This is a genomic window from Pseudobacillus sp. 179-B 2D1 NHS (genome assembly GCF_045370945.1).
Classification (GTDB): domain Bacteria; phylum Bacillota; class Bacilli; order Bacillales; family Domibacillaceae; genus Pseudobacillus.
Genome location: NZ_JBIQDP010000007.1, coordinates 151,208 through 172,169, shown reverse-complemented (window position 1 = coordinate 172,169; position 20,962 = coordinate 151,208). Strand labels below are relative to the sequence as shown.

Sequence of the window (20,962 nt, the reverse complement as noted above, 5' to 3'; positions counted from 1 at the left end):
ATCATCCTTCGCCTTTGTACGCAGATAGTCTTAAATAAACAAGCTGAAGGCTCAGTCGCATGAGCCTTCAGCTTGTTTATTGGTTTCTTGCAGGCGCTCCATTATGCGCCGCTTTTTATATAGCATGCTACCTGCTTCTGCCACGTCAAGAACGGCCGAGCGGTTTGTAAAAGCCCCAAATATCACTCCAGCTACCGGTATAAGCTGCATCATTTTCTTCCAGCCGAATTGATCTCGGTATGTATAGACAACTTCACGCCAGCCTTGCAACTGTGACATCATTTCCCGGCTTTGCCCCCGCCCTTCATAGAAGCCGGACAAGTCAGTTAAAATGGCTTTTTTTCCAACAACGTCTGAAGAAGTAAATTGTAAACATTTAATAATAAAGATACGCTCAGCCTTTTGCTTTGGATCATAACCGTAGGCAATGGCAATTTCTTGAAGGGTTTTCAAGGACAAGCCAAGAAGCAAAGGAATGTCTACAGCTAAAGTGAATAGACCGCCGATCCCGGTTGAAGCTCCCTGGACGGTTGCCATGTTGGCGCGGGATTTTTTTAATTCTTCGGCTATGGCATCCATCGTTTGAAGGTTCACTCTCCCGACATCCTCCACTGATTCAATCGTTAATTTGGGATGGGCCTCCTGCACTCTCTTCAAAACAGTTTTTTCCTGGACGAGATATTGTCCGCCTGTTTGAATAAAGCTGCCAATTTCATCAAGCAGCAGAGCGATTTTGTCCTGGATGATCTTTGGGGTCACTTTATCGAGCAGTTTAAAAGGAAGGCGGGCAATCTTATCCCAGATCCATAAGTGCTTCTGTTCTTGTTCCCATTTATTGATTGATTCAAGCTCAGCTAATAATTGTTCTTTCGTTTCCATAGCTATCCCACCTTTTGGTATGTTAATTAATGTACGTCAACGGTACGTATAAGGTTTCAATAAACAGATGATTGCGAATATAAGAAGGTGAATTTACTTGTTATTTGTATTTTGATATAATTCTCGCAATTGAATGAAATAAATCCTTTGTATATGTTCAAGAATAAGGCTTGAACGTTTCTACCAGGCTGCCGTAAATAGCCTGACTACAAGGGGTAGCAACCTTACGTTTACTTAATTTGCTATCCCCCTTGTCAGCCGGCAGCTTCCGTTTTAGACGGAAGTTTTTTTATTGAAATCCATATAGCGGGGGAGCACACAATGAAACATTTTTTTGCTTTTCAAGAACGGGGAACGACGTATAAGCAAGAAACATTAGCCGGTATTACAACTTTTTTGTCCATGGCTTATATTCTCGTCGTTAACCCGATCATTTTAAGTCAGTCCGGAATGGATAAGGGAGCTATTTTTACAGCTACTGCCTTATCAGCTATTATCGGTTCTTTATTAATTGGGCTACTGGCTAATTACCCGATTGGCATAGCACCGAGCATGGGATTAAACACATTTTTTACATTTTCAGTCTGCATTGGCATGGGAATTCCCTGGCAAACAGCATTGACAGGCGTGTTTATTTCAGGTGTTTTGTTCGTTATTTTAAGTTTGTTAAAAATCCGTGAAGCGATTATTAATGTTATCCCGGAGGACCTGAAGCATGCTATTGCTGGCGGTCTCGGATTTTTCGTTGCCTTTATCGGTTTGAAAAATGCTGGCATCATTATAGCAAATGAGGGCACGTTTATCGGTATTGGCGATTTGCATTCACCAGAAGTATTGCTGTCGATATTTGGTTTTATCATAACAGTAATTATGATGGTACGAGGCATCGGTGGAGCCATCTTCTATGGTATGGCCATTGCTACAGTTGTTGGCATGCTGGTCGGGTTAATCCGTGTTCCTGGAGAAGTAATTGGAGCTATCCCAAGCCTGACTCCTACTTTTGGTGTTGTTTTCTCTAATTTGCACAGTATCTTTACACCGGAGATGCTTGCGGTTATTTTTACCTTCCTCTTTGTTGCTTTTTTTGATACAGCTGGGGCGCTTATTGCGATTGCCAGTCAAGCGGGACTAGTGAAGGACAATAAAATTCCAAACGCTGGGAAGGCATTGTTAGCTGACTCTTCCTCAACTGTTGTCGGCGCTGTTCTTGGAACCTCTACTACAGCGGCGATGGTCGAATCAAGCGCCGGCATTGCGGTAGGAGGGAGAACAGGTTTTACTTCTATTGTCATCTCTGCTTTATTTGCTGTTGCCTTATTCTTTTCTCCGCTGCTGTCCGTTATCACGGCAGAAGTAACAGCGCCGGCACTCATTATAGTGGGCTCTTTAATGGCAACACAGATCAAGAATATTCGTTGGGACCGGCCAGAGATTACTATTCCTGCCTTTGTGACGATTATTATGATGCCGCTCACTTCAAGTGTTGCTAGTGGGATTGCTCTTGGATTTATTCTTTATCCGATTACGATGATTGCGAAGGGACAGGCAAAAGAAATCCATCCACTGCTCTATGTTCTCTTTGTAGCTTTTCTTGCTTATTTTATATATTTGTAAAAAACTAAGCCTCTTTACCATTAGAATCTAATCAGGTAAAGAGGCTTAGTTTAATTCATTCGTTAAATTCTTTACATGCTCCGCTAGCTCATCGCATACGATTTGATAAGCTGCCCATTTCTCTGTGGAGTCATCATAATGTTCCGGATTTGGGATATCCCAACGAAGGACCTTCTTTTTAGGAGCAAGTGAAAGGTCAGGCTCCCGATCGTGCTTAAAATCATAGATGTTCACGATCAGATCAGCTTTTGTGATCAAGTGAGGCGCGACTAGTTTTAATTCTTTGTCTGTAATATCTATATTAACTTCTTTCATTGCCTCAATTAACAATTCATTTTCCGAGCTTTCGATAAAGGACGCGCTCACAAAGTTTAGTGAAGGATCGTCTAGCTTAGAGGCCCATCCTGCAGCCATGATGCTTAGGTCATTTGATGTAGAAAGAAATAATATGTTTTTGTTATCCATTATTCAAGCCCCTTTGCCGTCGTTTCTATTTCTTTTTTACCCCCTTTTTCTAAAAATATGCCTAAATGTCAAAAAAATTAGTAAGCGAGTAACCGAAAGATATAGGACTAATGGAATATTTCGTTAAACGGTAATCTTTCTAATGATGTTTGGCATGCTCGATAGCTTGGAATAAAAGGTCAATGACATGTTCATCATCGTGTGAATAAAACAAGGTGGTGCCTTCACGCCGGTACTTAACAAGCCGCAAGTTTTTTAAAAAGCGGAGCTGATGTGAGACAGTGGATTGGAGCAGCGATAATCTTTCAGCAATATCATTTACCGAGTGTTCCCCAGTAAAAAGCAAGTTTAGAATTCGAAGCCTTGTAGGGTCTGATAAAGCTTTAAAGGTTTGTGACACAATAAATAAGGTTTCTTCATCTAGTTCGATGTTCTTCTTTTTCATAGCTTTCCTCCAGAGGCAGTTTAATCTTATCGTATCAAATAACTAAAACAACTGTCATGAAGTAAAGCAAGTAAGACAGCGTTTGAGTGTAAGGAAATTGAGGTAAATGTAATCATATTGAATATTTTTGTATTTTTTGAAATTGTCAGTTATGATGGAATTTGTGACTGATTATTGAATTTGGGGAGGGAGAACGGGGATGAAACTTACTGGGAAAATTATTATTGCTTTAATTGCCGGTGCTGTAGTAGGGCTGCTACTCAATATATTCGCACCCAATGCCTACGATGTATTAGATCCTTATTTTTTTACTCCGCTTGGCCGCATTTTTCTTAACCTCATTAGCATGCTCGTCGTACCAATCGTATTCTTATCTATTATTCTGGGAGCTGCGGGTCTTGGAGATCCGAAAAAGTTAGGCAGGATTGGATTGAAAACGATTTCTTATTTTTTAATTACTACTACAATCGCTATTATTATCGGATTAATTATCGCCGGTGTAGTAGAGCCTGGTAAGGCAGGAGAGTTTGACGTGAAAAATGCAGAGTTTTCTGCTGAAAAAGCTCCTCCTGTCGGGGAAACTCTGTTGAATATCATTCCGAAAAATCCGCTTGAGGCCATGACACAAGGCAACATGCTGCAAATTATTACATTTGCTCTTTTTATTGGTCTGGCTTTAACGGCTTTAGGTGAAAAAACAAAGGGCCTGCTGAAATTAGTGGAGCAGGGCAATGATCTTATGATGTATCTTGTCAGCTTTGTGATGAAATTTGCTCCGTATGGTACTTTCGGATTGATTGCTTCGGCTATTGGAAGCCAGGGCTGGGACGCTATCCGGGCAATGGGCATTTATATGGTTTGTGTGCTTGCTGCCTTGTTTATTCATGGAGTTTTAACTTACGGCGGGACCATTTTATTTCTTGCCAGAAAAAGCCCTCTATGGTTTTTCAAAAACTTTGCCCCGGCAATGAGTGTCGCTTTCAGCACATCAAGCAGTAATGCCACACTTCCCATTTCCATGGAAGTAGCGCAAAACCGTTTGAATGTGCCAAAGTCCGTTAGTTCTTTTGTCCAGCCGCTCGGTGCAACCATCAACATGGACGGGACAGCGATTATGCAGGGGGTTGCAACACTATTTATTGCACAAGTATACAGTATTGATTTAACAGTGGGTGAACTGGCTACTGTAGTACTCACTGCTGTTTTAGCTAGTATTGGAACAGCCGGTGTGCCAGGTGTCGGCCTGATTATGCTTGCCATGGTGTTAAGCAGTGTTGGCTTGCCGGTAGAAGGGATTGGCTTGATTCTAGGAATCGACCGTATCCTGGATATGACACGGACAGCTATCAATATTTCTGGGGATGCAGCTTGTGCAGTTTATGTAGCAGAAACGGAGAAAAAGAGAACCATTAAGGAACAGCGGGCAGGCGCCTAAAAAGGGGACATAACAGGCATGTCAAAAAAGGGACATTTGCTTGTTTGGTGTTTTACATTTTTTTTTCTTATTGTATAATAGCGCTATTAACAGCTTGCAAAGCAAAAGGAGATAATTGTATATGAATCTCGGTTTCGGAGAAATAGCTCTTATTCTTATTGTTGCCTTATTGCTTTTTGGCCCTTCCAAACTTCCGCAGCTCGGTAAAGCAGCCGGACAGACGCTGCATGAATTTAAGCGTGGCATGAAAGGTATTATGGAGGATGAAGACGAAGAGAAAAAATTGAAATAAACAAACGATAAAAGCTGACGGTTTTTGACCGTTAGCTTTTTCTTTATCATTTTATCCTTAGCCACTGCAGTAAGCGGTGTAATTTTTTGAAGGAAAGTAAATAAGTTGCTTTTATTGCCAAAAAAGGAAGCAAAAAAGCGCTGTTTTGCTGATATTTAGCTGAAGATTGGCGATTTAGGGCCTATCAGGTATAATAAAGCTCTGGTTGTGTCTGAGAAGCTTATTGTTGGAGAAGATAAAGTAAGGGAGAGGGCACAATCAAATTGCACTCTTAGCTTAAAGGCAGAGAGGAATTTTGCTCATTCAGGAGGCAAGAAACAGAAGTATGAATGCGATTAGCAGATTTATCAAAAATTTGTGGAGAAAGTTTCATTTAACACAAATTATGATTTTAGTCATGGCGGTTATGATTTTAGGCGGCCTTGGATTTATCGTTTATTTTATGAAGTCAGCGGATGTGGAAACGTTAAAGAAGGGGTTGTCGCAATCAACTACTCTTTACGATATGAACGGAGATAAAGCGAGCAAGCTATCGGCTAACCGCTCAGATAGCGTGCCAATTGCCAAAATGCCAAAGTATTTACAGGATGCTGTTGTATCGATTGAAGATCACCGTTTTTATGAGCACAATGGCTTTGATTTAAAAGGGATGAGCCGGGCACTCGTTAAAAATACGTTTTCCGGAGGTGTCGTGCAAGGGGGAAGCACGATTACGCAGCAGTTGACTAAGAATGCCTTGTTATCACCGGAGCAAACGTATAAGCGGAAAGTAGAAGAATTATTCCTCGCTATTGAAATTGAAAAAGTTTACACCAAAAAAGAAATATTGGAAATGTATTTAAATACGATTTATTTTGGTAGCGGAGCATGGGGAGTTCAAAATGCATCGAAAAAGTATTTTGGAAAGGATGTCAACGAGCTAAAGCTTAGTGAGTCTGCTATGCTGGCGGGAATTATCAAAGCGCCATCTGTACTTGATCCCTATAAGAATATGGATAAGTCTATCGCCCGCAGAAATGTCGTGCTCAGTCAAATGGCGAAGTATGGTTACATTACAGATGAAGAAGCGGAAAGAGCCAAACAGGCGCGCCCAGATCTTGAGGATAGAAGCGGTGATCCGTTGAAAGGAAAGTATCCGTATTATACTGATTCAGTGATCAACGAAGCGATTAACCGCTTTGGCTTGACTCAGAATGATCTGTTAACCAAAGGATATAAAATTTATACTGCAATGGATCAGGAAGTACAATCTGGACTTGAGCAGGTATATAAAAAAGATTGGCTATTTCCTGACTCAGTCAATGGAGAGCCATCTCAAAGTGCAGCCGTCTTGCTTGATCCAAAGACAGGCGGAGTGATGGCGATCGTTGGAAAACGGGGAGAACACGTATTTAGAGGGTTCAACTATGCTACACAAATGCAATCTTCTCCAGGCTCGACATTAAAGCCGCTTGTTGTGTACACGCCTGCTCTTGAGGAAGGCTATGAGCCAACATCCATGCTGCCTGATGAACCGATGAAATTCGGAGACTATGAGCCAACCAACTATGGAGGCGTTTATCGGGGAGAAGTAACAATGAATAAAGCAGTGGAGAAATCCATTAACATACCTACTGTTTGGCTTCTTGATCAAATTGGATTGTCGAAGGGATTAAATGCACTGGAACGGTTCGGAATTCCGTTTGAAAAAAGCGATGAGAACTTATCGATTGCGTTAGGCGGTATGACCAAAGGAGTAGCTCCTTTGCATATTGCTCAAGCGTATACAACCTTCCCAAATGGAGGAGTGCGCAAAGACAGTTTCTTTATTCAAAAGATTATTGGTCCGGAAGGCGAAATTAAACCAAAATGGACGCCGAAGGAAACAAAAGTGACGACAAAAGAAGTGGCGGATAACATCAATGCGATGCTTCTAAATGTGGTTAAGCATGGTTCTGGAAAGAAAGCGAGAGTGCCAGGAACTGAGCTGGCAGGTAAAACAGGATCTACTCAGGTGCCAATTAAAGGGGTAAGTGGGACGAAAGATCAGTGGTTTGTCGGCTATACACCGGATGTGGTAGGTACCGTATGGATTGGCGTAGAAAAGGCAAGTGAAAGTAATCATCTTGCTACCAATAGCTCCGAGGGAGCGGTTCCTCTGTTCAAGGAAATTATGGAGGAAACCCTTCCAGAACTTGACGGCACTTCTTTTGATGTGGAATCCATTGAGGAAGAAAAGCCAAAGGAAAAAGAGAAAAACTGGTTTGATAAAGCGATAGATAAGTGGAATGAATTATTTTAATAAAGCTTCCCTGGAGCCGTTTATGATGGACTCTGGGGAAGTTTTTTATTTAGTATATTGAACGTCATGAAAAGAAAAAGGCTAAAAATGTTCAGAATAGGTATTACATTAGAAATAGACAAAAATCAATAAAAAAAATTACGAATTTTTTTTGAAAAAACAAAAAGCGATGATATCAGCTTTGTAAGCGATTGCATCTTCGGCGCGCTAGAAATTAATAGTTTTAATTGTCTAAAAATTTATTAAAAGGTGTTGACCTGCAAGAAAAAGCAGGATATGATTGACCACAACATAAACTTAATTTTCAGATTTGAATGATAAATAAGTAATGAAATATTGAGACGAAAAGCCGGCGTTTCTTTTGGCCTACAGTCTACTTTTAAAACAGATCACATTCATCTTAGCAACCTATGCAGCTAGAGAACACCTGGAGGGATACTATGCGCAGCGACATGATAAAGAAGGGGATTGATCGTGCCCCTCACCGAAGCTTGCTTTATGCAGCTGGAGTAAAAACAGAAGATCTTCATAAGCCTTTTATCGGGGTGTGTAATTCTTATATTGATATTATCCCGGGCCATGTACATTTAAACAAATTTGCGGAAGTCGTTAAAGAAGCGATTCGCGAAGCCGGAGGGGTTCCTTTCGAGTTTAATACGATTGGGGTAGACGACGGTATTGCCATGGGCCACATTGGAATGAGGTATTCACTGCCGAGCAGGGAGTTGATTGCTGACGCTGCCGAAACAGTTATTAACGCCCACTGGTTTGACGGAGTATTCTACATTCCTAACTGTGACAAAATTACTCCCGGCATGTTAATGGCAGCTGCCAGAACGAATGTCCCTTCTGTTTTTGTTTCCGGCGGACCCATGGAGGGCGGGAAGACAAGTACTGGAAAACATCTCTCTCTCGTTTCTGTTTTTGAGGGGGTCGGGGCTCACCGTTCAGGGAAGATGTCAGCCGAAGAGCTGCTTGAAATTGAAAACAATGCTTGTCCAACATGCGGGTCATGTTCAGGAATGTTCACAGCCAACTCGATGAACTCCTTAATGGAAATGCTCGGTATGACACCGCCAGGAAATGCTACAATCGTAGCTACCTCAACAGAGCGTCACAAATTAATTAAACAGGCTGCTCATCACTTAATGGATTTAATTAAAAATGATATTAAGCCAAGAGATATTATTACAAAGGAAGCCATTGATGATGCATTTGCGCTTGACATGGCGATGGGCGGTTCAACGAATACGGTTCTTCACACGCTTGCTATTGCCCACGAAGCAGAGATTGATTACGACTTGAAACGAATCAATGAAATTGCTAAAAAGGTGCCATACTTAGCTAAAATTAGTCCGGCCTCTGATTATACAATGCAGGATGTTCACGAGGCGGGAGGCATTAGTGCCATTATTAATGAACTTTGCCGCATCGATGCTTTAAATAAAGAACGTATCACGATTACAGGAAAATCTGTTTACGAGAATGTAAAAGATGCAGAAATTACGAATGAAGCAGTCATTCGCAGAAGCGATAATCCTTATAGCCCGGTTGGTGGACTATCCATCCTGTTCGGGAACCTAGCCCCGGACGGCGGAGTCATTAAAGTTGGAGCTGTTGATCCTTCCATTAAGACATTTATGGGAGAAGCGATTGTCTTTGACTCTCAGGAAGAAGCTCAGGAAGGCATTGATAACGGCACAGTAAGAGAAGGACATGTCGTCGTCATTCGCTACGAAGGTCCTAAAGGAGGACCGGGAATGCCTGAAATGCTTGCTCCAACATCAGCCATCGCAGGCCGTGGTCTTGATAAAAAAGTAGCATTAATAACAGATGGAAGATTTTCAGGAGCTTCCAGAGGAATCTCTATCGGCCATATTTCACCAGAGGCCGCTGAAGCAGGACCAATTGCCTTCGTTGAAAATGGAGATCAAATTATTATTGATTTACCAAATAGAACCATCAATGTAGTTTTAACAGAGGAAGAGCTGGCTGAAAGAAAGAGAAACTGGGTGCAGCCAGAGCCAAAAATTAAAAAAGGCTATTTAGCAAGATATTCAAAGCTGGTTACTTCTGCAAACACAGGCGGAGTTATGAAAATTTAATCACTAAAGCGTTGACGAGGAAAAAGTTGTAAGAAACGGTATTCACAGAGAGCCGGCGGGGCTGAGAGCCGGCATACCCCTTACAGCGACATCCCCTCTGAGTGCCGGTCTGAACGGGGACAATTAGGATCGGTCGAGTATCATTTACTCGTTATCAAAAAGGACAATTATTTTAAATTGTCCACGAGGTGACATTTGTGAAAATGTCATAAACCAGGGTGGTACCGTGAAAAGAAAAGTCTTTTCACCCCTGCGCTTAACAGATTAGTAGGCGTGAGGGTGTAAAGACTTTTCTTTTTGTTTTTTTACTTAAAGAGCCCAAAATCACTCTTGCGATTTAGGAAAACAACAATTTGGAGGGAAATTGCATGAATGCAAAAGTAAAAACAAAAGCCAAACCGTTGACTCAGGCCATGAGTGGAGCAGATCTCTTTATTGAAGCATTGAAGAAAGAAGAAGTCGAAGTTGTGTTTGGCTATCCGGGGGGAGCTGTCCTGCCACTATATGACGCCTTGTATAGAAACCCCATTCGGCACATTTTAGCGAGACATGAGCAGGCTGCTATTCATGCAGCTGAGGGCTATGCCAGAGTATCAGGAAAGCCCGGAGTCGTCATTGCTACTTCTGGACCAGGAGCAACGAACCTTGTGACAGGTATTACAGACGCCATGATGGATTCTCTTCCTCTTGTTGTCTTCACAGGACAGGTAGCAACAGGGGTTATTGGAACAGACGCTTTCCAGGAGGCGGATGTGATCGGAATCACTATGCCAATCACAAAACATAACTATCAAGTGCGTGACTTGAAAGAATTGCCAAGAATTGTTCGAGAAGCTTTTCATATTGCAACAACCGGCCGCCCTGGTCCCGTTTTAATCGATATTCCGAAAGATATAGCTACAACATTAGGCGAAACCCCTAAATTCGTAACGGAAGTTAATTTGCCAGGCTATCAGCCAAACACTGCGCCTAATATTTTACAGATTAAAAAGCTTGCAGATGCGATTGCTCAAGCGAAAAAGCCGCTTATTTTAGCTGGTGCAGGAGTCATTCATGCTCATGCTTCAGAACAGCTGCTTTCCCTTGCAGAAGAAATGAATATTCCGGTAGTTAATACCCTTCTCGGACTTGGTTCGTTTCCAGCAGATCACCCATTATTCTTAGGGATGGGCGGTATGCATGGAACATATGCAGCCAACATGGCGATGTATGAAGCAGACTTGTTGATCAACATAGGTGCCAGGTTCGACGATCGGTTAACCGGTAATTTACAGCACTTTGCGCCTGAAGCCATAGTAGCCCATATTGACATTGATCCAGCAGAAATCGGTAAAAACGTGGACACCCATATTCCAATCGTAGCCGATGCAAAAGAAGCTCTGGAGAAACTGCTTGAAACGGACTTAATTGCACCAGATGCCAATGAATGGAGATTGCAGCTGAAAGAATCCCAAAAAGAGTTTCCGCTTTGGCATTCTGAAGAGGGGGAAGGTATTTCTCCTCAGCAATTAACGAAAATGATTCATGAAATTACAAATGGCGAGGCGATTGTCACAACAGACGTTGGCCAGCATCAAATGTGGACTGCACAGTATTACGGGTTCAACCGTCCAAACCGATGGGTGACATCAGGTGGTCTTGGAACAATGGGATTCGGCTTCCCGGCTGCCATTGGTGCGCAAATTGCCTGTCCGGAAGAAACGGTTGTTGCGATCGCCGGAGATGCTGGCTTCCAGATGACTTTACAAGAATTGGCTCTTGTTGCTGAGTTGAACTTGCCAGTCAAAATTATGGTATATAACAACCAGGCGCTAGGGATGGTTAGACAATGGCAGGAAGCCTTCTATGAAGAAAGATATTCGCAGTCGTTAATTCCATGCCAGCCAGACTTTGTAAAACTGGCTCAAGCTTATGGAATTAAGGGCTACTCTGTTACAACAGAAGAAGAAGCGGAAAGCGTATTAAATGAAACATTAAACAGCCGCGAGCCAGTCCTAATCGATTGCCGGATTAAACCGAAAGAGCTAGTATGCCCGATGATTGCACCAGGCAAAGGACTTCATGAGATGATTGGGGTGAAACCATGAAACGCACAGTTACTGTAACCGTACTTAACCAAAGCGGTGTATTGAATAGAATTACCGGGTTGTTTACAAAACGGCAATTCAATATTGAAAGCATCACAGTCGGGCCTACAGAAACAGAAGGCATTTCCAAAATGACATTTATCGTTCACGTAGAAGATGAACGGACAGCTGAGCAGGTGTTAAAGCAGCTGAATAAGCAAGTAGATGTTTTAAAGGTTTCTGATATCACTGATCAGGCCGTTGTATCAAGAGAACTCGCTTTAATTAAAGTTCTCACTACTCCGCAAACCCGAGCTGAGATCAATGTGATTATTGAACCTTTCCGAGCCACAATTATTGATGTGGCTAAGGATAGTGTAACCATCCAAGTTGTTGGAAACTTCGAAAAAATAGAAGCGATGATCGAATTGCTTCGCCCTTATGGCATCAAAGAGTTGTCGCGTACAGGCCAAACGGCTTTAACGCGTGGCTCACAAAAACAGGTAACAGATTTGAAGCAATATTCAATCTTAAAATAAACAAACAAAATTTTGGAGGATGATGAAAATGGCAAAAGTATATTATAACGGAGATATCAACGAGGCAGTTTTAGCAAATAAAAAGGTAGCAATCATTGGATATGGTTCACAAGGACATGCGCATGCACAAAACCTACGTGAAAGCGGCGTAGATGTAGTTGTTGGTTTAAGACCAGGAAAGTCTTGGGATCAAGCAGAAAAAGATGGATTTGATGTTAAATCAGTTCGCCAAGCAAGTGCAGAGGCAGATTTAATCATGATTCTTCTTCCGGATGAATACCAAACAGCTGTTTATAAAAATGAAATTGAGCCTGAATTGAATGCAGGAAAAGCATTGGCATTCGCTCATGGCTTCAACGTTCACTTCAATCAGATCGTTCCACCGGCAGACGTAGACGTATTCTTGGCTGCCCCTAAAGGACCTGGTCATTTAGTGCGCCGCACATACACAGAAGGAGCGGGTGTACCAGGATTAATCGCTATCTACCAGGATGTGACAGGTGAGGCGAAAGACATTGCTCTTGCTTATGCGAAAGGTATTGGTTCTGCTCGTGCAGGTGTATTGGAAACTACTTTCCAAGAAGAAACAGAAACGGATTTATTCGGTGAGCAAGCCGTTCTTTGTGGAGGCGTATCTGCTCTTGTCAAAGCTGGATTTGAAACATTAGTAGAAGCGGGATATCAGCCAGAGGTTGCCTACTTTGAGTGCTTGCATGAACTGAAATTAATCGTTGACTTAATGTACGAGGGCGGCCTTGAAGAAATGAGATATTCTATTTCTGATACAGCACAATGGGGCGACTTTGTATCAGGTCCACGCGTAATCACTGATGAAACGAAAGCTCGTATGGGAGAAGTGCTGAAAGATATCCAAACTGGTAAATTCGCAAAAGGCTGGCTGCTTGAAAACCAATTAAACCGTCCTGAATTTACAGCAATCAATGAACGTGAAAAACAACATCCAATTGAAGTAGTAGGAAGAGAACTTCGTGCGATGATGCCATTTGTAAAAAAACAATCCAAGAAGGAAGTGTCAGCCGGTGCGAAAGGTTGAGATCTTTGACACAACGTTAAGAGATGGGGAACAGACAGCTGGTGTTAACTTAAACACTCTTGAAAAGTTAGAGATTGCCAAGCAGCTGGAAAGACTTGGGGTCGATGTCATTGAAGCGGGCTTTCCAGCCGCTTCAAAAGGCGACCTTGAAGCGGTTAAGCTGATTGCGAATACTGTGAAAAATAGTTCAGTTACTGGCCTTGCTCGTGCTCATCAAAAAGATATTGATGCAGCCTGGGAAGCACTAAAAGAGTCAGCGGAACCACGCATTCACGTCTTTTTAGCTACTTCACCTATTCATCGCGAATATAAGTTAAAAATGTCAAAAGATGAAGTTGTTGAAAGAGCGGTAGCAGCCGTTAAGTATGCGAAAGCAAAGTTTCCGAAAGTGCAGTTTTCCGCTGAAGATGCCTGCCGTACAGAACCAGAATTTTTGGCTCGTGTAACAGAGGCTGCCATTGAAGCCGGTGCGACAATTATTAATATCCCGGATACCGTCGGCTATATCACACCAAAAGAAATTAAAGAACTATTTATGTACTTAAAAAGCCACGTATCAAATATCGATCAAGCTATTTTGTCTGCTCATTGCCATGATGATCTCGGCATGGCAACAGCAAACTCATTAGCAGCCATCGAAGGAGGAGCCGGTCAAGTTGAAGGCACCATCAATGGAATCGGTGAGCGTGCTGGTAACGTAGCGCTTGAAGAAGTGGCTGTTGCTCTTCATATCCGTAATGATTTTTACGGTGCGACTACCAACTTGAAGTTAAATGAAATTAAGCGTACGAGCAGCCTCGTATCCAAGTTAACAGGCATGATCGTTCCTGCCAATAAAGCGGTTATTGGCGACAACGCTTTTGCTCATGAATCAGGCATCCATCAGGATGGCGTATTGAAAGAAAAAACGACTTATGAAATTATCACACCAGAGCTAATCGGTGTGAAGTCCAATAAACTCGTTCTTGGCAAGCTTTCTGGTCGTCATGCCTTTAAGAATAAAGCAATCGACCTCGGCTTTGATTTAACAGAAGAAAGATTAAACGAAGCATTTCGAGCATTTAAAGATTTGGCAGACAAGAAGAAGGAAATCACGGATGAAGATCTCTTCTCCATTCTTGCTGATAAACAAACAGAAGCAGTCGATGTTAGTCATTACGAGTTGAATAGCATTCAAGTTCAATATGGCACAGAAAATATTCCAACAGCTACTATTTCTGCTACGCTTCCAAACGGCATGCAAGTGACAGAGGCGGCCACTGGTTCAGGAAGCGTTGAAGCGATTTATAATACGCTTGAACGTTTGCTGGATGAACCGGTTAAACTGCACGATTACAAAATTAATTCAGTCAGTGCTGGTCGTGATGCTCTTGCTGAAGTGTATGTGCGCATTAAGCATAAAGGCATTGAAACGAGTGGGCGAGGTACAGCACAAGACGTTCTCGAAGCTTCTGCACGGGCTTATCTAAATGCTGTTAATCGGGTATTGACGTTAGAAGCACAGCAGTCAGAAGTACAGAAAGTACACATTTGATGTAACGGAGGGGTTAACGTGAAAAAGAACATTGCAGTATTGCCTGGAGACGGAGTCGGCCGGGAAGTGGTGAAAGGGGCCACTGCCGTGTTAGAAGCAGTCGGTCAAAGATTTGGCCATGAATTTGAATTTGAATATGCGAACATTGGCGGTGCAGCCATCGATGAATCAAATAATCCTCTCCCAAATGAAACATTGGAGCTTTGTAAGCAAAGTGATGCCGTATTTTTGGGAGCGGTAGGAGGGCCAAAGTGGGATAACTTGCCTTCTCATATACGTCCGGAGCGTGGATTGCTCGCAATCCGCAAAGAGCTTGGTTTGTTCGCTAATCTTCGCCCGGTTATTGGCTTTCACAGCTTGCTGCACTCTTCACCACTCAAGCCCGAAATTGCAGAAAATGTGAACTTGATGATTGTACGTGAGCTGACTGGCGGATTATATTTTGGAAAGCCAAGCGAACGGCGCGGGACGAATCAAGATTCCGTTGTTGATACGCTGCAATATACAAGAGCAGAAATTGAGCGAATTGTAGACAAAGCGTTTGAGCTTGCTGTGATCCGCAACAAAAAACTTACTTCCGTCGACAAAGCGAATGTACTGGAATCAAGCCGGATGTGGCGTGAGATCGTTAATGAAAAAGCCGCTTTGTATCCGCAGGTAGAAGTAGAACATATGTATGTTGACGCTGCGGCGATGAAGTTGATCAGCCGTCCGAAAGATTTTGATGTGGTAGTAACGGAAAATTTATTTGGCGATATTTTAAGTGACGAAGCTTCTATGATCACTGGCTCACTTGGAATGCTGCCATCAGCGAGCTTGACGGAAGACGGCTTTGGCTTGTACGAGCCAGTTCATGGTTCGGCGCCTGATATTGCCGGCTTTAATAAAGCTAATCCAATGGCAATGATTCTTTCAGCAGCTTTAATGCTGAAGTACTCATTCAATTTGCGTGAAGAAGCAGAATCAATTGAGCAGGCAGTTCAAGAAGTATTGAATGCCGGTTACCGGACGCCTGACCTTCAAGCTGCTGGAAGCACAGTTGTGGGCACAGAACAAATGATTAAGATTATTGTTCAGCATGTAGAAGAAGGTTCAGCTATTTCTTCGATTATGGGCGCTTATATGTAATGTAAAAATCAATGGATGTTATCAAAGAGGATTCCGTTTTTTCCGCGAGGAGATTGGAATCCCTCTTTTTTCAAAAAGGTTCTGTTAACTAGTTGATGGGAGTGAAAACCAGCAACCAATTATAACAGATTCTTAAAAAAAGACAGTGGGGGGGCTGTTTTATGGCACCAAAAACAATTATTGAAAAGATATGGGAACAGCATGTAGTACACAGAGAAGAGGGAAAACCGGATCTTTTATATATTGATCTTCACTTAGTACACGAAGTTACCTCTCCGCAAGCATTTGAAGGCCTGCGCATGAATAACCGCAAAGTGCGTCGTCCGGACTTAACGTATGCTACGATGGATCATAATGTTCCGACGATTAACCGCCACATTATCAATGATCCAATTTCAAAAACACAAATGACTACTCTTGAGAAAAACTGTAAAGAGTTTGGGATTGAATTAGCCGATATTCATCATCCTGATCAAGGGATCGTCCATGTTATTGGGCCAGAACTTGGTTTAACACAACCGGGAAAAACGATTGTATGCGGCGATAGTCATACTTCTACACATGGTGCTTTCGGTGCTCTATCGTTTGGTATCGGTACAAGTGAAGTAGAACATGTACTTGCTACGCAAACTCTTTGGCAATCCCGCCCTAAAACTTTACAAATTAAAGTAACAGGAAAGCTTGGTTTTGGAGTAACAGCAAAAGACTTAATCCTGGCTGTTATTGCAAAATACGGTGTGAATGCAGGGACAGGCTATATTATGGAATATACAGGCGAAGCGATTCGCAATTTGTCCATGGAAGAAAGAATGACTGTCTGCAACATGTCTATTGAAGCAGGAGCACGTGCTGGGTTGATTAGTCCAGACGAGAAAACGATTGAATACTTGCGGGGGAGCCGCTATGTTCCTCAAGGAGAAGCGTTTGAAAAAGCCGCAGAACGCTGGCTGGCACTCGCAACAGATGAGGGAGCAGAGTATGATGTAACGCTTGAAATTGCTGGAGAAGAGATTGAACCGCAAGTAACCTGGGGAACAAATCCTTCAATGGGTAGTGGCATTAGCGCTTCTGTGCCTCATCCTGAGCAGTTTGAACGCCAGGCAGATCGTGAATCAGTTGCCCGGGCATTAGATTATATGGGGCTTGAGGCTGGCACAAAGCTGGAGGATATTCCTGTAGATTACGTATTTATTGGTTCTTGTACAAACTCGCGGCTCAGTGATTTACGGGCAGCTGCCGAGGTAGCGAAAGGAAGAAAAGTTCAGGAAGGAATTACGGCTATTGTTGTCCCTGGATCGCAAACAGTGAAACAAGTCGCAGAAGCAGAAGGCTTAGATAAAATTTTTACCGAGGCCGGGTTTGAATGGCGCGAGTCAGGCTGTAGCATGTGTCTGGCGATGAATGATGATATCGTTCCAGCCGGCAAACGTTGTGCGTCTACCTCAAACCGCAACTTCGAGGGACGTCAGGGCAATGGTTCAAAAACACACTTAGTGAGCCCGTCGATGGCAGCAGCGGCAGCAGTCACTGGAAAGTTTACCGATGTGCGCAAATTAGCTAAAGTGCATCAATAAGGGGGAAGAAGAATGGAAGCAATCAATAAATTTAACGGCATTGTCTGCCCTCTCAACCGTGTAAATATTGATACGGATCAAATTATTCCGAAACAGTTTTTAAAGCGGATTGAACGGCAAGGCTTTGGCCAGTTCTTGTTTCATCATTGGCGTTTTGATGATGCAGGAAATAAAAGAGAAGACTTCATCATGAATCAAATGCAATATGAAAATGCAGAAATTCTAGTAGCAGGAGAGAACTTCGGCTGCGGCTCTTCCCGTGAACATGCTCCGTGGGCGCTTCTTGATTATGGTTTCCGAGTCGTTATTGCTCCTAGCTTCGCCGATATTTTCTATAATAACTGTGTGAAAAACGGTATTTTGGCGATTCGCCTCACTGAAGAGGAAGTAAGTGAAATTATGGAAAAGGCAAAAGAGCCAGGCTATCGCTTGTTCATCAATTTAAAAGAACAGGATATTACTGATCGCAAAGGATTTACAGCTGAGTTTAATATCGATCCTTACTGGAAGGAAATGCTATTAAACGGTTGGGATGAGATTGCTGTTACACTCAATCTTGATCATGAGATCAGCAACTATGAGAAAAAAATCGAAGGTGTTAGTTAACATTTCAAGAGAGACTGTGGCGTGCTGCAGTCTTTTTTTATATTTTACTCATTCATGGAATTTAAAGGAATGATTTGCTTATAAAGAGGGAAAAGTGATACAGGAGTATGAGATGAGGAGGTATGGAAGTGGAATTTAGAATAGAACGCGACACACTTGGTGAAATGAAGGTGCCATCTGATAAATATTGGGGAGCACAAACACAGCGCAGCAAAGAGAATTTCCCAATAGGAATTGAAAGAATGCCGATTGAAGTAACACATGCATTTGCCCAGCTGAAGAAAGCTGCCGCTATCGCTAATGGGCAGCTAGGAAAGCTACCTGACGAAAAAAAAGAAGCGATTGTCGATGCTTGTGATGAAATTATCCAGGGCAAGTGGGATACACATTTCCCGCTCGTTGTCTGGCAGACAGGAAGCGGCACACAGTCTAATATGAATGTGAACGAAGTAGTCGCCAGAAGAGGAAGTGAAATTGCCGGAAAAGAGCATTTCATCCATCCGAATGACGATGTGAATATGTCGCAAAGCTCTAATGATACGTTCCCAACGGCTATGCACATCGCTGCTTACCATGAGACAGAGCAACACCTTAAGCCAGCGCTCAAACAGTTTAGGAAAACACTTGAGCAGAAAGAAAAGCAATATATGGATTTAATTAAAATAGGACGTACTCATTTACAAGACGCAACCCCGTTAACACTCGGTCAAGAAATCTCTGGCTGGCGTGCGATGATTGATCGCAGCATGGAAATGATTGAGCAGTCACAGCAGTACTTGCTTAACTTGGCAATTGGCGGTACAGCAGTAGGCACAGGGATCAATGCGGATCCTTCATTCGGCGGCAAAGTAGCTGAACAGCTTGAAAAGCAAATGGGATATCCATTCCAATCATCGCCAAATAAGTTTCACGCGCTTACGAGTCATGATGAGCTTGTTTATTTTCACGGAGCATTAAAGGCTCTGGCAGCCGATATGATGAAAATTGCCAATGATGTACGCTGGCTCGCAAGCGGTCCGCGCAGCGGCATTGGAGAGCTTACTATTCCGGCTAATGAACCGGGCAGCTCGATAATGCCAGGAAAAGTGAATCCGACACAGAGCGAGGCAATCACCATGGTAGCTGCCCAAATATTTGGCAATGATGCTACTATAGGGTTTGCTGCCAGCCAAGGGAATTTTGAGCTCAATGTTTTCAAACCAGTGATCATCTATAATACACTACAATCCATTCGGCTTCTTGCTGACGGTATTCAGTCGTTTGATCAACGATGTGCGTCTGGACTCGAAGCGAACAGGGAAGTGATTCAGCAGCTAATGGAACGGTCACTGATGTTAGTGACAGCCCTTAATCCGCATATTGGCTATGAAAAAGCCGCAGAGATTGCTAAGCTGGCACATAAAAAAGGATTAACCCTAAAAGAAGCGGCTATTGAAACAGGGTATTTAACGGCCGAGCAGTATGACGAATGGATCGATCCTGCTAAAATGGTCAATCTATAAAGAAGCAGAAGAGCCCCTGAGAATTCAGGGGCTCAAGCCAATTGTATGAAGTTGTAAAACTAACTTATCGTTGTTGGAAGCCGCTCATTTGTTGTTGAGCCATTGCTACAAGACGCTTTGTGATTTCTCCACCTACAGAACCGTTAGAACGAGATGTAGAATCTGCGCCAAGTTGTACGCCGAACTCAGAAGCGATTTCGAATTTCATTTGATCGATAGCTTGTTGAGCTCCTGCAACTAGAAGTTGGTTGTTATTGCTGTTGTTTGCCATGTTTTGTCATCTCCTGTTGTTTTTATTTTGGCTGGACCTCCTGGACTTGCACCAGTACGCATTACTGCGTCCAGACTATCTGGTTAGGTCCACCGGTTTGAAATGTTGCTGCTTGTAGTACTAGTATGTTTGGTTTTAAAAAGTTTATTCAAAAATATTATATGGGAATTTATACCTGTTTTATTTAGCGTTTGAAAGGTGTTTTCTGAATCAGTATGCTATACTGATGATACATATTTCATGTGAAATTAAATGGTATTAGATAGGAGAAAATGAGGTGCAGGGATCATGGAATACAACCGCGATATAAAAAATCGTCTCAGCCGAATTGAAGGACAAATAAGAGGCGTGATCAAAATGATGGAAGAAGATAAGCATTGCAAAGAAGTGGTTACTCAACTGTCGGCTATCCGCTCAGCTGTAGATCGTTCCATCGGATTGGTTGTTGCCAAAAACTTAGAAAGCTGTATTAGAGAAGCAAACGAGAATGGGCAAAATGCAGAAGAAGCGATTCAAGAAGCTGTTAATATGATCGTAAAAAGCAGATAAAGCTGTCCGAACGTGCCAGACTCCTAAACAGAATGACTGCAGGTGTCCGGCACGCGCAGGACAGCTTTTTTAATGATTTTTATTCAGTTGGAGGTGTTTCTTCCGGAAAAGGTGCGGCTTCCTCAATATTGGCAGTGATCGCATCATCTCTCATATGGACGGAGCCTCCAGATAGCCCCTCATTAATCATTCTGTCAATATCTACATCTGTTTGATCTTTTCCTTCAGGCTGCATATCAGGCAAAAAAGAAAGGCCTTTGTGTTTTGGATCCACTGCTTACCCCCTCCTTTATCATAATATGTACGCAAAAGAAAGGGGGTATTCCGGCAATTTAAGTTAATTGTCGTATACATGATAAAGCATTAGATCATGTATTTGTTGTTCTAGTTGTTTGCGCTCAGTTTCTTCAGGGACCGTTGAAAGCCATTCAATCGTCCCATCTGGAAGATAATTTCCTAGCAGACGCTGTTTTTTGTGATAAAAAGAAAAGTTCCAGCCGGGCAGTTTTTTTTCTTTATAAAGCGGTTTATATTGAAAATGCAGCAACATGTTTTTCACCCCTTTCTTCATCATACTGCAGCTGAACAAGGACGACAATATTTGCTAATTTTTGCGAATTGCC

The 20,962-nt window shown here is 42.6% G+C and carries 20 protein-coding genes, 1 riboswitch and 1 other annotated feature; of the genes, 14 read left to right on the top strand and 6 right to left on the bottom strand.

Features of this window, described 5'->3' with window-relative positions; all coding sequences use genetic code 11:
• Positions 1-51: 51 nt before the first annotated feature.
• Positions 52-879, bottom strand: a complete 828-nt coding sequence (locus tag ACH0BF_RS09640; RefSeq protein ID WP_406909322.1) for an EcsC family protein — start codon at positions 877-879, stop codon at positions 52-54.
• 127 nt (positions 880-1,006) lie between these two features.
• Positions 1,007-1,108, top strand: a riboswitch (purine riboswitch).
• A 92-nt stretch (positions 1,109-1,200) separates the two neighbouring features.
• Between ACH0BF_RS09640 and ACH0BF_RS09635 the strand changes: the two genes are divergently transcribed.
• Complete coding sequence (locus ACH0BF_RS09635; RefSeq protein ID WP_340856048.1) at positions 1,201-2,493, top strand: NCS2 family permease; 1,293 nt, start codon at positions 1,201-1,203, stop codon at positions 2,491-2,493.
• 45 nt (positions 2,494-2,538) lie between these two features.
• Here ACH0BF_RS09635 and ACH0BF_RS09630 read toward each other — a convergent pair whose 3' ends face one another.
• Together ACH0BF_RS09630 and ACH0BF_RS09625 are read right to left on the bottom strand one after the other, a co-directional pair.
• On the bottom strand, positions 2,539-2,958 hold the full coding sequence (locus ACH0BF_RS09630; protein WP_120036419.1) for a low molecular weight phosphatase family protein: 420 nt from the start codon (positions 2,956-2,958) through the stop codon (positions 2,539-2,541).
• A 139-nt stretch (positions 2,959-3,097) separates the two neighbouring features.
• Positions 3,098-3,403, bottom strand: coding sequence for an ArsR/SmtB family transcription factor (locus ACH0BF_RS09625; protein WP_120036420.1), 306 nt, complete (start codon positions 3,401-3,403; stop codon positions 3,098-3,100).
• Positions 3,404-3,602: 199 nt separating this feature from the next.
• Between ACH0BF_RS09625 and ACH0BF_RS09620 the strand changes: the two genes are divergently transcribed.
• From ACH0BF_RS09620 to fumC, 12 genes are all read left to right on the top strand, one after another.
• Positions 3,603-4,838 (top strand): dicarboxylate/amino acid:cation symporter, encoded by a 1,236-nt coding sequence (locus ACH0BF_RS09620; RefSeq protein ID WP_406909321.1) that lies wholly within the window; start codon positions 3,603-3,605, stop codon positions 4,836-4,838.
• 121 nt (positions 4,839-4,959) lie between these two features.
• Positions 4,960-5,130, top strand: coding sequence for a twin-arginine translocase TatA/TatE family subunit (gene tatA, locus ACH0BF_RS09615; protein WP_120036422.1), 171 nt, complete (start codon positions 4,960-4,962; stop codon positions 5,128-5,130).
• Positions 5,131-5,455: 325 nt separating this feature from the next.
• The gene (locus tag ACH0BF_RS09610) at positions 5,456-7,411 is read left to right on the top strand and encodes a transglycosylase domain-containing protein (RefSeq protein WP_340856043.1); all 1,956 of its coding nucleotides are present in this window, start codon (positions 5,456-5,458) and stop codon (positions 7,409-7,411) included.
• Between the two features lie 440 nt (positions 7,412-7,851).
• Positions 7,852-9,516, top strand: a complete 1,665-nt coding sequence (gene ilvD, locus ACH0BF_RS09605) for a dihydroxy-acid dehydratase (protein ID WP_120036424.1) — start codon at positions 7,852-7,854, stop codon at positions 9,514-9,516.
• Positions 9,517-9,518: 2 nt separating this feature from the next.
• Positions 9,519-9,771 (top strand) — a binding site (T-box leader).
• Positions 9,772-9,884: 113 nt separating this feature from the next.
• Positions 9,885-11,603, top strand: coding sequence for an acetolactate synthase large subunit (gene ilvB / locus ACH0BF_RS09600; RefSeq protein WP_120036425.1), 1,719 nt, complete (start codon positions 9,885-9,887; stop codon positions 11,601-11,603).
• Positions 11,600-12,121 (top strand): acetolactate synthase small subunit, encoded by a 522-nt coding sequence (gene ilvN, locus ACH0BF_RS09595; RefSeq protein ID WP_120036426.1) that lies wholly within the window; start codon positions 11,600-11,602, stop codon positions 12,119-12,121. The genes ilvB and ilvN overlap by 4 nt, the downstream gene beginning before the upstream one ends.
• A gap of 28 nt (positions 12,122-12,149) precedes the next feature.
• Entirely contained in the window at positions 12,150-13,175 is a 1,026-nt protein-coding gene (ilvC, locus tag ACH0BF_RS09590; RefSeq protein WP_120036427.1) for a ketol-acid reductoisomerase, read from the top strand.
• On the top strand, positions 13,162-14,709 hold the full coding sequence (locus tag ACH0BF_RS09585) for a 2-isopropylmalate synthase (RefSeq protein WP_120036428.1): 1,548 nt from the start codon (positions 13,162-13,164) through the stop codon (positions 14,707-14,709). Before ilvC ends, ACH0BF_RS09585 begins: the two co-directional genes overlap by 14 nt.
• 18 nt (positions 14,710-14,727) lie before the next feature.
• A complete protein-coding gene (gene leuB / locus ACH0BF_RS09580; RefSeq protein ID WP_120036429.1) occupies positions 14,728-15,837 on the top strand; it encodes a 3-isopropylmalate dehydrogenase in 1,110 nt (369 codons plus the stop codon).
• A 161-nt stretch (positions 15,838-15,998) separates the two neighbouring features.
• Positions 15,999-17,411 (top strand): 3-isopropylmalate dehydratase large subunit, encoded by a 1,413-nt coding sequence (gene leuC / locus ACH0BF_RS09575; RefSeq protein WP_406909320.1) that lies wholly within the window; start codon positions 15,999-16,001, stop codon positions 17,409-17,411.
• Positions 17,412-17,423: 12 nt separating this feature from the next.
• A complete protein-coding gene (gene leuD / locus ACH0BF_RS09570) occupies positions 17,424-18,017 on the top strand; it encodes a 3-isopropylmalate dehydratase small subunit (protein ID WP_120036431.1) in 594 nt (197 codons plus the stop codon).
• Between the two features lie 128 nt (positions 18,018-18,145).
• A complete protein-coding gene (gene fumC / locus ACH0BF_RS09565; RefSeq protein WP_406909319.1) occupies positions 18,146-19,519 on the top strand; it encodes a class II fumarate hydratase in 1,374 nt (457 codons plus the stop codon).
• A gap of 64 nt (positions 19,520-19,583) precedes the next feature.
• Here fumC and ACH0BF_RS09560 read toward each other — a convergent pair whose 3' ends face one another.
• Positions 19,584-19,790, bottom strand: coding sequence for an alpha/beta-type small acid-soluble spore protein (locus ACH0BF_RS09560; RefSeq protein ID WP_120036433.1), 207 nt, complete (start codon positions 19,788-19,790; stop codon positions 19,584-19,586).
• Between the two features lie 288 nt (positions 19,791-20,078).
• Here ACH0BF_RS09560 and ACH0BF_RS09555 point away from each other — a divergent pair, with 288 nt between their 5' ends.
• Positions 20,079-20,339: a metal-sensitive transcriptional regulator gene (locus tag ACH0BF_RS09555; protein ID WP_120036434.1), complete on the top strand. Its 261-nt coding sequence runs from the start codon at positions 20,079-20,081 to the stop codon at positions 20,337-20,339.
• Positions 20,340-20,418: 79 nt separating this feature from the next.
• Here ACH0BF_RS09555 and ACH0BF_RS09550 read toward each other — a convergent pair whose 3' ends face one another.
• A complete protein-coding gene (locus tag ACH0BF_RS09550) occupies positions 20,419-20,613 on the bottom strand; it encodes a hypothetical protein (RefSeq protein ID WP_340856482.1) in 195 nt (64 codons plus the stop codon).
• A 63-nt stretch (positions 20,614-20,676) separates the two neighbouring features.
• On the bottom strand, positions 20,677-20,889 hold the full coding sequence (locus ACH0BF_RS09545; RefSeq protein WP_120036436.1) for a YheE family protein: 213 nt from the start codon (positions 20,887-20,889) through the stop codon (positions 20,677-20,679).
• Positions 20,890-20,962 lie beyond the last annotated feature (73 nt).